The sequence below is a fragment of the Pseudoxanthomonas yeongjuensis genome, assembly GCF_010093345.1.
Classification (GTDB): Bacteria; Pseudomonadota; Gammaproteobacteria; order Xanthomonadales; family Xanthomonadaceae; genus Pseudoxanthomonas_A; species Pseudoxanthomonas_A yeongjuensis.
Genome location: NZ_PDWT01000004.1, coordinates 184,433 through 196,515 on the forward strand (window position 1 = coordinate 184,433; position 12,083 = coordinate 196,515).

The following is a 12,083-nucleotide window of genomic DNA, read 5'->3' on the forward strand; positions in this document are numbered from 1 at the left end:
GCGCGCGGCATCCTCAGGGTTACCTGCGCATCGTTGCCCGCCAGCGTCGATCTTTGGCCCGAATTTGTCTTTTATCGCAATCCTCGCGGACGATAATTCGGCGACCAGGACAGGAGCGCCCGACCGATGTTCAAAATGCTGTTGCTCGCGATGCTCGTCGTTCCCGGATCGGTGCTGGCGCAGGACAAACCGGCCGATGCGTCGAACCCGGCATCCGCCAAGGTCGAGATGACCACGGGAACGTTCGAGATGTTCCGCCTGGCGCCCGGCCATACCGAAGCTTTCCTCCGCAGCATCGCGGAGTGGGAAAAGGTCAGCATCGCCGGCGGCCAACAGCCATCGCAAGTGTTCCTGCATGCGGGCGGCGAAGGCTGGGACGTGATGCTGTACAAGCCCTCGCGTCCCAAGACGACGCCGGAGCAGTTGGCGGCCATGAAGGCGAAGACCAGGGAGCTGGGCCTGCCCAGCGGCGCGCTCTTTTTCCTGGATGTGCGCAACCATATCGCCGATCACACCCATTTCGAAGTGTCGGGACCGACCACGGCGACGGAGTGGCTCAAGGAGCTGGATCGCCAGCGCGCCGAGGTGCAGGCCCGGAAATGAGCGATCCCGCCGATCGTTTGCGGGTCAGGCCGAGCGAATGCCGGATCGGGCGAGCGCTCTCTCCAGACCGTATGGCAGTCGTAAGCGTCGCGATTCGCCGCATTGGTCGGACCGCCTGGTTTCATGCCTGCGGCGCGACGTCAGTTGCATGTCAGCTCGCCTGGCTAAGCTGACTCTCATCCCGTGCAGATGGAGAAGTCCGAAATGGTGGAAGCCGTGTTCCCCGATCATCTTGCCCCACTGCGGCCGTGGTGATGGGGGAATGGTCGATCCAGTTCCGTCGGCGGCCTCGCATGCGCCGTTCGCGGAGCAATGCGATGGCGATCGCGGCGATCCTGACGGGCTCGATCTTCCCCGATCACTCCGATGCGAGCGCGTTCGAGGTGGGCGATACGGATGTCGGCAGTGGCTTTAAGCTGAAGGCGGAGTCCGGGCGCTCGCGCAGCGGGGATGATGTGACGTGGACGCGGCCGGCGCTGGAAGCGGGTTGGGGATTCGCCGACCATTTCGAGCTGGCCGTGGGCAGCGGCTACGGTATTACGGAATTCCACGATGAACAGCGCCGTCACGGCAGCCACGATCTGCGGCTGGCGTTGAAGTGGAGGCTACGGCAAGAGTCGGGCACTTCCCTCGGCGTGGCGCTGGAGCCGGAGCTGACCTTGCCCACGGGCGATCGAGGTGCCGGAATGGGCGGGGACGACACGCTGCTGGCGTTGCCGCTGCGGGCGAGCCGGTCGTCAGGACGCGGACGCTTGACCGCGCAGGTGGCTTGGCTGCACGCATCGCAGGCCGGCGAGTCGGCATGGAGTGCGGGAGCGCTGTACGAATACGAAGTAGCCCCGAACCTGTGGCTGGGAGCGGAAGCCTTGCATGATGCCGCGCTGGGCGGCGACGGACAGGTGCTCCAGCGCGGCAGTCTCGGGTTCCGCTGGCAGTCGCAGGGGACATGGATGCTGTTTGGTGGCTATGGCAGGAGCTGGCGGCACGGCGGGAACGGCACGCAGGCATCGATGCGTCTGGGGATCGAGTACGTTTTCCAATGATGCGTTCGAATGGCCGGTCCAAGAGCAACCATGAGGAAGAAATGAAGCGATGAGCACAATGAATGGAAATACGACCTACAACCGCTGGTCGATAACGCTGCACTGGGCGATGCTGGGATTGTTCGTCCTTGTCTATGCGTTCATCGAATTGCGCGTGCTTTTCGATAAAGGGAGCGTGCCGCGCGAAACCATGAAGAGTTTCCACTTCATGTGCGGTCTGCTGATATTCGCACTGGTATGGGTACGCCTTTTCCTTCGGGCGGTAACGCACAAGCCGCCGATCGTTCCTGCCCCGGCTGCCTGGCAGAGACTGGCGTCCGGCGTCGTCCAGGGGCTGCTGTACGCGTTCATGATCGGCATGCCGCTGGCTGGCTGGGTGGTGCTCAGCGCCGCCGGCAAGCCGGTTCCGTTCTTCGGCCTGGAATTGCCGCCGCTGGTCGGGCAGGACAAGGCGCTGGCGTCGCAGGTGGTGGAACTGCACGAAACCGTCGGAAGTTTCGGCTACTGGCTGATCGGGCTGCATGCCCTGGCTGCGCTCGCGCATCACTATTTCTGGAAGGACAACACCCTGCGGCGCATGCTTCCATCGGGTAGGCGCAGTGGCTGAAGAGTCTCCGACTCGCGTCAGCGTTCAGCAGTGGCGCCGTTGATCGGGCTGGGGCACCGCATGGATACCGGCCGGTCGCGCTCACTTAGTAGCCGGCCAGGACAGGGCCACCTGCAGGCCGCCGGGCACGGAGCGCTGCAGGTCGAGCGTTCCGCCGGCCGCCTCCACGATCTCCTTGGCGATGGACAAGCCAAGACCGTGGTTTCCCCGGCCCAACTCGTCGAGCCGGCCACCGCGCATGAACGCGGCCTCGGTACTTATTTCAAGCCCGGGCCCATCGTCCTCGACTAGCATCCTGAAATGCCCCTCGGCGCGCATGGCGGAAACGGCGACCTGACGTCTGGCGAACCTCGATGCATTTTCGACCAGCGCGCCCAGCGCCTCCATCAGGTCCTCTTCGGTCAGGGGCAGCTTCAACTGGGGCGCTATGTCGACGCTGTAAACCAGGTCGCCGCCGAAATCGGTCTTCTCCAGGACTCCGACGATCCGCTCGACCACGTCGAACGGCGAGCACTGCGTACTGGCCCGGTTGTCCCGGATCGCCGCGGCCCGGGAGCGGGCCAGTTCCGCCTCGAGCGCCGCGCCTGCCGTGTCGATCACCCGGTCCAGATCGTCCGCGGTGGTGGTTTCGCCTGATTCCCGCGCGCGATGGCTGATCGCCCGCAGCGCCGACAATGGCGTCTTCAGGGAATGCGCAAGGTCGGCACCGCGCCGCTTGGCGCGGACCAGGTCTTTTTCTCTCGCGTCGGCCAGCGTATTGATCGCCGACACCAGCGGGGATACTTCGTTCGGATGGGGCGCCGTCAGGCGTGCCGCCGGGTTCTTCTGCAGGGAATACAGGGCGGTGCTGACACTGGCCAGGGGAGCCAGGCCCAGCGTGACCTGCAGCCAGGCCGCGGCAACCAGCGCGACCCAGAGGATGCCGAGGAACAATCCCAGTTCGCGGCGAAAAGCGCGGGCGGCGGCTTCCAGATCGGACAGGTTCTGCGCGACCTGCACGGTCACTGGCGTTCCCTCGGGATCGAGACGGACCACGCGCTCCACGATGATCAGTCTTTGCCCGAACGGGCCGTTGCTTTCGCGCGTCCGCCATTGGCGGGCATCGAGCGCGCCGGGAACGGGAAGCGTTTCATCCCATAGGGAAAGCGATCGCGCCGCGCCCAGCGAAGTACTGGCCTGCCAGTACCTCCCGCTGCTGGGTCGATCGAACCGCGGATCGGAAGCCTGTCCCTCGAGCTGCGGAACCCCGACAGCGTTGAGATGAAGGCCGGCCACCAGCTCCAGCGCCTCGCGGGTCAGTTCCGTCACCACGCCACGCTGCGCATGCCGGGAGAACAGCAAGCCCATGAGCGCCCAGGAAACCGTCATCGCGATCAGGATCGCGATGGCTGCAGCCAGCAGCAAACGCCAGCGCAAGGATCCGGAATTCATGGACAGTCAGCTCCGCGATCGGCTGCCGAATTCGTAGCCGAAGCCGCGTCGGGTGAGCAGGATGTCCGCACCCAGCTTCCTCCTCAGGCGCAGCACCAAGGCCTCGATCGCGTTCGTATCGCTGGTTTCGTCCGATCCGTAGAGATGGTCGGCCAATTCGCCGGACGAGACGGCGCGATCCTGCTGGTGGGCCAGGTAATCGAAGAAGCGGAACTCCAGTGGGGAGAGCTGCACGGGCTTGTCGTCGAGGGTCGCGGACATGCGCCGCGTGTCCAGGACCAACCTGCCGCAGTCCAGCAGCGCCGAACTCCTGCCGGCCGCGCGCCGGACCAGCGAGCGGACGCGGGCCAACAGTTCGGCCGACTGGAACGGCTTGGCCAGATAGTCGTCCGCACCGGATTCGATGCCCTCCACTTTCTCCGTCCAGTCGCCGCGGGCGGACAGGATCAGCACCGGGAAGCACCGGTCGGCGGCGCGCCAGCGCTTCAGCACCGACAGTCCATCCAGCCTGGGCAACCCGAGGTCCAGCACGCTGAGATCGTAGTCTTCGGTATCGCCCATGAACCAGGCGCTCTCTCCATCGCGTGCCCGGTCCACCACGAAACCGCCCGCACGCAATGCCTGTTCCACATCGGATCCGACATCCGGATCGTCTTCCACCAGAAGGGCGCGCATCAGTCGTCCTCGATCTCCAGCAAGGCGCCGGTGCGCGCGTCCAACTTGACTTCGCGCACGCGCCCGGAGGCGGTCAGGATCTTGATCTCGTACTTCGGGCCGCCTTTGTATTCGACTTCGATGATGTCGCCGACGACATGGCGGTTGGCGATCTGCAGGATCCTGGTAAGCGGGAGTATTTCGCCGCGGCGCATGGCGAGAATGGCCTCTTCCTGGGCCTGCTTCTTGAGCGCCTTCTCATCCCGTTTCCCATCCCGATCACCGACGCTGGCCGCCATCGGGGCAACCAGCAGCTGCACGGCCAAGGCGATGCCCGCAAGGGTCCGAATAATGTCCATGGGGCATGCTGGCATGGGTTCGCTGACATGGGACTGACGGGGCAAGTGAGTCGCGTATCAGGGAAGGGCGCGTAGAAATGCAATCCCGCAACAGGCAATCGCGCCTTCGTCAGGAGTCCGGCATGGACAACCGCACCTTTCTCTACTCGACCGCATTGGTACTGGCAGCCGCAACCATCGGCCTGGTTTCCGCCCCGGATCAGGCTGTCGCACAGGCCGCACGCGCATCCGCTCCGGGTCTGTTGAACATGGCCGAAGTCGAGCGACGCGCGGCTTCGGAAGGCATCGTGGTCACCGAGATCGAAATGGAAAACCGCCTTGCCGAGGTCGAGGGCCGCGACGCGCAGCAACGCAAGGTCGAATTGGTCATCGACCGCAAGACCGGCGAAGTCCTGCAGCGCAAGACCAGGCAGCGCAATATTTTCGATTGACCGCCTCCCGCCCCGCCTGCCTGGCGCCAACGCGTGCGGCGCCAGGCAGGCGGGGATTCATCCGGCGCACCCGTGCCGGAACGAAGAAAGCCCCCTGGCTTCGCAAAGCGAGGCTCGAACCGTGCTTGCGATGGGTCCAGCCGCAGCTGCGTGCCGATGTGCGTCCGCCGGACTTCTTGGCGTTGCGGGCATCGAGGAACGCAGAACACGCCGACTCCATCTCTCGGAGCATGATGAAAAGACGCGGGCGATGCCCGCCACTCAGAAATTCATCAGGAAGAAGACCCGGACTCTGTCCAGCCAGTCGTCGGGTTGGTTGGTCCCCGCATACAGCGGATCGTTCGGCTTGTAGTGGTACCAGATCGCACTGATCATCGTCTTCGGCATGGGCGTGTAGTCCAGCGTCAGCGCATGCAGGTTGTAGTTGGTGGCGATGCCGATGTTGTCGTTGGAGAACGCGGCCAGGACGGCGTCCACGTCGGTCCGGGAATAACCGTAGGTGAAGCGCCAGTCGCCCTGCTTGCTGGCACGGCCCAGGCTTACATCGACACCGAAGCCCGTATCCTGATTGTCGATGGCGCCCAGGTTCTTGACGTAGTCGCCGACGACTCGCACCGGCCATTTCTCGTTCGCGCCTTGCCAACCCAGGCCGGCCACTACGTCCACGAGTTCGTAGTCGGACGCCAGGCCGCCGTCCGGATTGCGGCGATTGCTGCGCCAGTCGCCCGAATCCGCTCCGGTCAGGCTTCCCGGGCTGTACCGGTAGTAGCCGCCGGAAAGGTCGTACTTGAAACCGCCGTAACTGGGGGAATCGAAGCCGAACTGCACGCCGCCCATGGTGCTGTCCGGACCGGCGACCTGTTCATCGACCGAGAAGAACAGCCCATTGGCGCGGAAGGCCCCGCCGCCGGCGAGCGGCAGTTTGTAGGCCGCGCCGACGCCCTGCGGATTGACGTCTCCATCCCAGACCAGGTCGGTGCGGGTGAAGGGATTGGGGATTTTTCCGCCGTAAACCTTCAGGTTTCCGAAATTCAGTTGCGCATAGGCAAGATCGAGACTGATCTGCAGATCGTCGTCCCAGTTCGACAGTTGCACGTCGCTGCTGTTGGGGTCATCCCCGTCGCCGGTGACCACGCGGCCGCCGATGGTCACCCGGTCGTTGAGCGCATAGGTCGCGCCCAGGCGCGCGCGCAACTGGGTGCTGGTGCGATTGGCGCCATCGTTGTCGGAGTAGTCGCCCTGGGCACGCAGCCGCAGGTCGCCCGAGATTTTGAGTTTCGGTTCTTGCGGTTGCGCGGCCGGCGCCGCGGCCACGGGAGCAACGGCGGCAGGCGCATCCTGCGCGGCGGGACTGGCAACGCCGAGTTTCGCCTCCAGCGCGCGGATGCTCGCTTCGGTCTGCTGCTGCATCTGCGCGATCTGCGCCTGCTGCGCCCTCAGAGCCTCGATCTGCTTGACCAGATCGGCATCTGCCGCCTGCGCGAATGCCGGCGCGATGCCGCAACCCGCCAGGGCGAGGCACAAGGAAGAGAGGCGTGAGCGAATGCGCTTTGGGCCTGAGGCGGAGTCGTGCTCGCGCCCGGCACCTGGATCTGTGTTCCTGATCGGCATGGACTTGTTTCCGGATCTGATCGCAAGAAATTGGTTGCAATAATGAAATTAAGAGGCGCCCGGCGCGTGATGCCGGTGCCGGCGGATCTGGCGGTTTTCGTATTGCAGCATGCAAGCTGCCACGTTCTGGCTGATAACTTGCTGACGACAGGTGATCGGCTCGTCGCGTTGCGATTCGATCCGCATCGGAAGCCTGCGGTTGCCTGCTGGCTCATACGGAAAAATGGATGTCGCCACTGCTCTTTACTTCCTCCATCACGGCATAGGTCCTGGTTTCACGCACTCCCGGCAGTTGCCAAAGCATGCGCCTGGCGATGTCGTGGTAGCCGGACATGTCGGCGACGCGCAGCTTGATCAGGTAATCGAAGCCGCCGGCCACCAGGTGGCATTCCAGCACTTCCGGCCGCTCCTTCACCGCCCCCTTGAACTCTTCAAGGATGTTGGGCGTCGTCCGGTCGAGCAGCACCTCCACGAACACCAGCATGCCCGCGCCGAGCTTTTGCGGATCGAGCCGTGCGCGGTAGCCGAGGATGTAGTTCTCGGTGGTCAGCCGGCGCACCCGTTCCAGGGTTGCGGTCTGCGACAGGTGCACCGCTTCGGCCAGCTTGACGTTGGTGATGCGCCCGTCCTGCTGAAGCAGGGCGAGGATCCTGCGATCGGTCCGGTCCAGCGCCATCAAACCCCCGCTCATATGCGGTAACCCTCCACTCTCGATCGTCCTGGGCGACGGTCATGGCAGTCGCCTCTCCATTTCACTGCGGCCTGTAGGCCAGCACCACGAAACTGTCGGGATGGTAGCTTCTTGAAACTTCGCCCTTGTCGTCGGGCGCAGTGCCGGTGAAAGCGGCATTGACCACGTACAGGCGGCCATCGCGCTCGTCCATGGCCATCATCCGCGCACCCCTGTGCGTTGCGACCGTGCCCAGCAATTTGAAATCGTCCGCACCGTCCTGCCCGATCACGCTCAACGTCCCTTCATCGTTGGAAGTGACGATGCGATGGCGTCGTGTATCGATCGCGAAGCCGTCCAGGTCGACGCCGATGGGGAATGTTTCGATCACGCGGCCGGTGTCTGCGTCCAGTGCGAAGAACATCGGCTTGCTGCCGCTGCACGCGCCCAGCACACGGTTGGTTGCCGCCTGGTAGCGGACCTTGGATGCGGTGCATCCCACCGGCCAGCGCGCTTTCTCTTTCAAGGTCCTGGCATCCAGGACCAGGACGATGCTGTCCTTGCGTGCCGGCGCGAACAAGCGGCCCTTGCCGTCGCTGGCAGGGTCGTCCATCTTCCGGAACGGGAATACCGTGGTCTTCAGCAATTCGCCTGTCGCCGCATCCAGGGTGAACCAGGTGGATTGCTGGGGACGGGTGCCGACGATGGCATGGACCTGCCTGGTGTAGGGATCGTAGATGGCGCTGTTGAGACCGCCATCCTCCGCCAGCGGCTTGCGTTCAATCGGCTTGAGGGTTTCCAGATCGAAACTCAGCAGCGAACCGTCGTGCATCGCCACATAGCCGCGGTTGTATTCGGGCAGCAGCAGCGGGCCATTGGCGCCCACCGAATTTCCCACGGTTGCGATTACCTTGTTGGTATCCACATCGAATACGGTCAGGCCATCGGCAAGGCGCGCCATGAACAGGCGGCTGGTGCCTGGCTGCATCTTGATGTAGTCGTAACCGGTATCGGTGCTGGGCAGCGTCGTGGCGCTGTCGAGCGTGTACAGCAGCTCCCCTGCCGTGGCCGGCCCGGCAGCCGTCGCACAACACGCAGCCGAGAATACGGACAGTAAAAGCGGAAGCAATTTCATCTTGATACCCTCGATCTCAACGTTGCTCGCCCCGCACGCGCTTCATGCCGTGTTCGCATGGACTGGAAAGAATCGGCGGGGAATTGGCGGGTCATCCGGATGGCGCGAAATGCGCCAGTCCGACCTTCACTTCGGAGAGGATTTCGACTCCGCCCTGATCTCGGCAAGGAGCTGTTGCGCCCGATCCAGCCGCACGTGCCCGTCGGCGACCAGGCGCTGGACCAACGCCCCGATTTCGCTTTCGGCGGCACCCGCGGCGGCGGCCACGTTGCGGGCGTGCAGCGACATGTGGCCGCGCTGGATGCCCTCCGTCGCCAACGCACGCAGCGCGGCCATGTTCTGCGCCAGGCCGACCGCCGCAGTGACTTCGGCCAGCTGCACGGCGCTCTTGACCGCGAGCAGCTTCACTGCCGCCTGCGCCGCCGGATGGGTCTTCGTTGCCCCGCCGACCAGACCCAGCGCCAGCGGAAGCTCGATCGTGCCTACCAGGTTGCCGTCGGCGTCCTTCTCGAAATACGACAGCGGGGTGTAGCGCCCCTCGCGGCAGGCATGGCAGTGCGCCCCCGCCTCGATCGCGCGGGTGTCGTTCCCGGTCGCCAGGACCACGGCGGAGATGCCGTTCATGATGCCCTTGTTGTGGGTTGCGGCACGATAAGGATCGGCGGCAGCGAATCGGGAGGCATCGACGATGCCATCGACGACCTCGGGCCCGCCGAGTTTTTCCGCGTCGAACACCGCGCGCGCGCGGACCAGGCGCAGGTCGGCCTTGTTGGACAGGATCCGCAGCAGGCTGCGTCCGCGCGCGATTGCGGCGATCCTGGGCGCCAGCGCTTCGGCCATGGTGTTGACCGCATTCGCACCCATCGCATCGCGGACATCGACCTGCAGATGCAGGACGACCGAGCGGAAGTCGCCCGATTCCAGCAAGCGCACCTCGATGCCGCGGGCGCCACCACCGAGCTGGACCAGCAGCGGGTCCTGTGCATTCGCGAGCGCGAGGAGTTCGTCGCGGGCCTCCAGCAGGCGCAGGCGGGCGCCATGGGGATCGGCCACGTCGAGGATCTGCACCTGCGCGATCATCACCGGGTCGGTGCCGGATGTATGGAAACCGCCTTTTTCGCGGGCGATGAGCGCCGCGTTGCTCGCGGCGGCGACCACCGACGGCTCCTCGGTGGCCATCGGCACCAGGTAATCGATCCCATTGACCAGGAAGTTGGCGGCCACGCCCAAGGGGATCGAGAAGGTCCCGACCGCGTTCTCGATCATCCGGTCGGCGATGGATGCCATGCGGACATCCGTTCCCTGCAACGGCCGCAACTGTTCGGCCGGCAATCCGCTGAACTCGAGGAGTTTGAGGAAACGGCTTTCCGGATCGAGTTTGTAGAAACCCGGGATACGACTGCTAGCGTTCATGGCGATCCTGAAGAGAAAAAGTTGTCAATCGAAAATCGGGGTCTGCTTGCGTGCGAAAGCAGCCAGGCCCTTGCGTGCGTCGTCGCTGGTGAAGGCACGCTGGCCAAGCCGCGCCTCCTCGGCGAACGCCTCGGCTTCGGGCAGGTCGATGAGGCGATGCACCGACTCCTTGATCACGGCGATGGCGCTGGGGCTGAGCGCCTTTATCCGCTCGGCCAGCGCCAGCGTTTGCGGCATCAACTCCGCCGGCGGCACCACGCGGTTGATCAGCCCCTTGGCCAGCAGTTCGTGCGCAGTGAAGCCGTTGGCCGTGAGCAGCAGCTCCATCGCATGCGCATAGGGAATCTGCCTGACCAGGCGCACCAGCGTTCCGCCCGCGGGCACGATGCCGAGCGATGGTTCCGGCAGCGCGAACTTCGCGGTCTCGGAGGCGATGCGGATGTCGGTACCGAGCATGATCTCGAAACCACCGCCCAGGCACAGGCCGTTGATCGCGCACAGGACCGGCTTGTACAGGCGCAGGTTCTTCAGGTGCGCGTCGTCCCACTGGGAGATGTCGAACCGGTCGTCCATCAGCGCGGGAATCGACTCGCCGAGATCCGCGCCCACGCAGAATGCGCGCTGCCCGCTGGCGGTCAGGATCACCACGCGGACGCGTTCGTCGTCACGCGCCGAGATGAACGCATCCCCGAGTTCCCGGTACATCGCAAGCGTCAACGCGTTGAGCTTGTCGGGCCGGTCGAAACGGATCATCGCGATGCCGTCGGAAACTTCGTACGCGATTCCCCCCATCACACCGCTCCCGATGTTTTCAGTCTCTGCAGTTCATCCGAATCGATGCCCAGCAGATCCGCATAGACTTCGGCGTTGTGCTGGCCCAGCCGCGGCGCGGTGCCGCGCGCGTCCGCCGGCGTTCCGGACAACTTGATCGGCGTGCCGAACATGCCGACACGGCCTTGCGGATAATCGACGTCCACGATCATGTCCCTGGCCGCGATGTGCGGATCCTCGACGACCTCCTTGATGTTCTTCACCGCGCACAGGGGAATATCGTCTCCCGCCAAGGCCTCCAACTCGGCCTTGCTCCGCTCCTGGAACCACGCCTCCACTACCGGCTTGATCCGGCGCGCATACACCTCCGGATCGAAACGCTTGGCCATGGTGTCGATCTCCGGATCGACGATCAGCTCCGGCGTGCCGAACTTCCGGCACGACAACCCCCACAACTTGTCGTTGTAACCGCCGAAGAACACATGGCCGTCCTTGCAGGGGAACTGTCCGTAGGGCCGCACGAAAGGATGATCGTTGCCGAGCGGTCCAGCGATCTCGCCGTCGACGGTGTACTTGACGACCGCGTTCTCGGTCAGCGCCAGCACGGAATCCTGCTGGGATACATCGACCATCTGCCCCTGCCCGGTCCGTTCCACTTCACGGATCGCAGCGAGCACCCCGATCGTGGCGAACAGCGTGGCGGATACGTCGCCGACGATCGTGCCCACGCGCACCGGCGGGCGATCGGGAAACCCGTTCATCGACCACAAGCCGCCGGTGGCCTGGCCGCTGTTGTCGAATCCCGGCCGCAGCGCGTTCGGGCCGGTCTGCCCGAATCCGCTGATCGCCGCGTACACCAGCTTCGGATTCTCGGCGCGCAAGGTCTCGTAACCCACGCCGAAACGCTGCATCGTGCCGGGCCGGAAATTCTCCACCAGCACATCGGCGCGGGCCGCCAGCCGCTTGAGCAGCGCACGGCCGTCCTCGTGCTTGAGGTTCAGGGTGATGCCTTCCTTGTGCCGGTTGTACTGGGCGAAGAAAGCGCTGAAACGCTCGTCGCCCTCGCCGACGAAGGGCGGGAAATCGCGGACGTAGTCCGGATCTTCGGGATGCTCGATCTTGATCACGCGCGCGCCGAGGTCGGCCAGGATCATCGAGCAATAAGGACCCGCCACGACCCGTGTTATGTCCAGCACCACGAGCCCGTGCAGCGGGCCGCGGCGCGGCGCGGCCGCAGGCGCTCCTGCGGATTCAAGTATTTTCATCGTGCTCCCCTCCCAGGGACGGACTCGACTGCCACGGATGCGTGCCCACGGATCGCCGGACACGCCCATTCCCGGGGCATCCCGTCCATG

General features: G+C 64.7%; 13 protein-coding genes. 4 read left to right on the plus strand and 9 right to left on the minus strand.

Features of this window, described 5'->3' with window-relative positions; translation table 11 throughout:
- The first annotated feature begins 126 nt into the window (after positions 1-126).
- The 3 genes from CSC74_RS12805 (at position 127) to CSC74_RS12815 (ending at position 2,253) form a co-directional block, all read left to right on the plus strand.
- Positions 127-603 (plus strand): hypothetical protein, encoded by a 477-nt coding sequence (locus tag CSC74_RS12805; RefSeq protein WP_162314869.1) that lies wholly within the window; start codon positions 127-129, stop codon positions 601-603.
- Positions 604-920: 317 nt separating this feature from the next.
- A complete protein-coding gene (locus CSC74_RS12810) occupies positions 921-1,646 on the plus strand; it encodes a hypothetical protein (RefSeq protein ID WP_162314870.1) in 726 nt (241 codons plus the stop codon).
- A 49-nt stretch (positions 1,647-1,695) separates the two neighbouring features.
- Positions 1,696-2,253: a cytochrome b gene (locus CSC74_RS12815; RefSeq protein WP_162314871.1), complete on the plus strand. Its 558-nt coding sequence runs from the start codon at positions 1,696-1,698 to the stop codon at positions 2,251-2,253.
- Between the two features lie 81 nt (positions 2,254-2,334).
- On the opposite strand, the gene CSC74_RS12820 is transcribed toward CSC74_RS12815, so the two are convergent.
- The 3 genes from CSC74_RS12820 to CSC74_RS12830 are packed head-to-tail and all read right to left on the minus strand — an operon-like array spanning position 2,335 to position 4,697.
- Positions 2,335-3,684 carry a sensor histidine kinase gene (locus tag CSC74_RS12820; RefSeq protein ID WP_162314872.1) on the minus strand — a complete coding sequence of 450 codons (1,350 nt, stop codon included), beginning with the start codon at positions 3,682-3,684 and terminating at the stop codon, positions 2,335-2,337.
- 6 nt (positions 3,685-3,690) lie between these two features.
- Positions 3,691-4,359, minus strand: a complete 669-nt coding sequence (locus CSC74_RS12825) for a response regulator transcription factor (RefSeq protein WP_162314873.1) — start codon at positions 4,357-4,359, stop codon at positions 3,691-3,693.
- Entirely contained in the window at positions 4,359-4,697 is a 339-nt protein-coding gene (locus tag CSC74_RS12830) for a PepSY domain-containing protein (protein ID WP_162314874.1), read from the minus strand. Before CSC74_RS12830 ends, CSC74_RS12825 begins: the two co-directional genes overlap by 1 nt.
- A 122-nt stretch (positions 4,698-4,819) precedes the next feature.
- Here CSC74_RS12830 and CSC74_RS12835 point away from each other — a divergent pair, with 122 nt between their 5' ends.
- Positions 4,820-5,128, plus strand: coding sequence for a PepSY domain-containing protein (locus tag CSC74_RS12835; RefSeq protein ID WP_162314875.1), 309 nt, complete (start codon positions 4,820-4,822; stop codon positions 5,126-5,128).
- A 261-nt stretch (positions 5,129-5,389) separates the two neighbouring features.
- Here the strand turns inward: CSC74_RS12835 and CSC74_RS12840 are convergent, their stop codons facing one another.
- The 6 genes from CSC74_RS12840 to CSC74_RS12865 form a co-directional block, all read right to left on the minus strand.
- Positions 5,390-6,652, minus strand: coding sequence for a putative porin (locus CSC74_RS12840; RefSeq protein WP_162314876.1), 1,263 nt, complete (start codon positions 6,650-6,652; stop codon positions 5,390-5,392).
- Between the two features lie 298 nt (positions 6,653-6,950).
- On the minus strand, positions 6,951-7,430 hold the full coding sequence (locus CSC74_RS12845; protein ID WP_211369636.1) for an Lrp/AsnC ligand binding domain-containing protein: 480 nt from the start codon (positions 7,428-7,430) through the stop codon (positions 6,951-6,953).
- A 61-nt stretch (positions 7,431-7,491) separates the two neighbouring features.
- Positions 7,492-8,544 carry a YncE family protein gene (locus CSC74_RS12850; RefSeq protein WP_162314877.1) on the minus strand — a complete coding sequence of 351 codons (1,053 nt, stop codon included), beginning with the start codon at positions 8,542-8,544 and terminating at the stop codon, positions 7,492-7,494.
- Positions 8,545-8,670: 126 nt separating this feature from the next.
- The gene (locus tag CSC74_RS12855) at positions 8,671-9,957 is read right to left on the minus strand and encodes a hydroxymethylglutaryl-CoA reductase, degradative (RefSeq protein WP_162314878.1); all 1,287 of its coding nucleotides are present in this window, start codon (positions 9,955-9,957) and stop codon (positions 8,671-8,673) included.
- 24 nt (positions 9,958-9,981) lie between these two features.
- The gene (locus CSC74_RS12860) at positions 9,982-10,749 is read right to left on the minus strand and encodes an enoyl-CoA hydratase/isomerase family protein (protein WP_162314879.1); all 768 of its coding nucleotides are present in this window, start codon (positions 10,747-10,749) and stop codon (positions 9,982-9,984) included.
- Complete coding sequence (locus CSC74_RS12865) at positions 10,749-11,993, minus strand: CaiB/BaiF CoA transferase family protein (protein ID WP_162314880.1); 1,245 nt, start codon at positions 11,991-11,993, stop codon at positions 10,749-10,751. Before CSC74_RS12865 ends, CSC74_RS12860 begins: the two co-directional genes overlap by 1 nt.
- Between the last annotated feature and the right edge of the window lie 90 nt (positions 11,994-12,083).

Excerpts from the sequence above, each read along its gene's own strand:
- CSC74_RS12810 (WP_162314870.1), top strand. The coding sequence starts at position 921 with ATGGCGATCGCGGCGATCCTGACGGGCTCGATCTTCCCCGATCACTCC.
- CSC74_RS12850 (WP_162314877.1), bottom strand. The coding sequence starts at position 8,544 with ATGAAATTGCTTCCGCTTTTACTGTCCGTATTCTCGGCTGCGTGTTGT.
- CSC74_RS12825 (WP_162314873.1), bottom strand. The coding sequence starts at position 4,359 with ATGCGCGCCCTTCTGGTGGAAGACGATCCGGATGTCGGATCCGATGTG.
- CSC74_RS12860 (WP_162314879.1), bottom strand. The coding sequence starts at position 10,749 with ATGGGGGGAATCGCGTACGAAGTTTCCGACGGCATCGCGATGATCCGT.
- CSC74_RS12820 (WP_162314872.1), bottom strand. The coding sequence starts at position 3,684 with ATGAATTCCGGATCCTTGCGCTGGCGTTTGCTGCTGGCTGCAGCCATC.
- CSC74_RS12830 (WP_162314874.1), bottom strand. The coding sequence starts at position 4,697 with ATGGACATTATTCGGACCCTTGCGGGCATCGCCTTGGCCGTGCAGCTG.
- CSC74_RS12805 (WP_162314869.1), top strand. The coding sequence starts at position 127 with ATGTTCAAAATGCTGTTGCTCGCGATGCTCGTCGTTCCCGGATCGGTG.
- CSC74_RS12855 (WP_162314878.1), bottom strand. The coding sequence starts at position 9,957 with ATGAACGCTAGCAGTCGTATCCCGGGTTTCTACAAACTCGATCCGGAA.
- CSC74_RS12845 (WP_211369636.1), bottom strand. The coding sequence starts at position 7,430 with ATGAGCGGGGGTTTGATGGCGCTGGACCGGACCGATCGCAGGATCCTC.
- CSC74_RS12865 (WP_162314880.1), bottom strand. The coding sequence starts at position 11,993 with ATGAAAATACTTGAATCCGCAGGAGCGCCTGCGGCCGCGCCGCGCCGC.
- CSC74_RS12835 (WP_162314875.1), top strand. The coding sequence starts at position 4,820 with ATGGACAACCGCACCTTTCTCTACTCGACCGCATTGGTACTGGCAGCC.
- CSC74_RS12815 (WP_162314871.1), top strand. The coding sequence starts at position 1,696 with ATGAGCACAATGAATGGAAATACGACCTACAACCGCTGGTCGATAACG.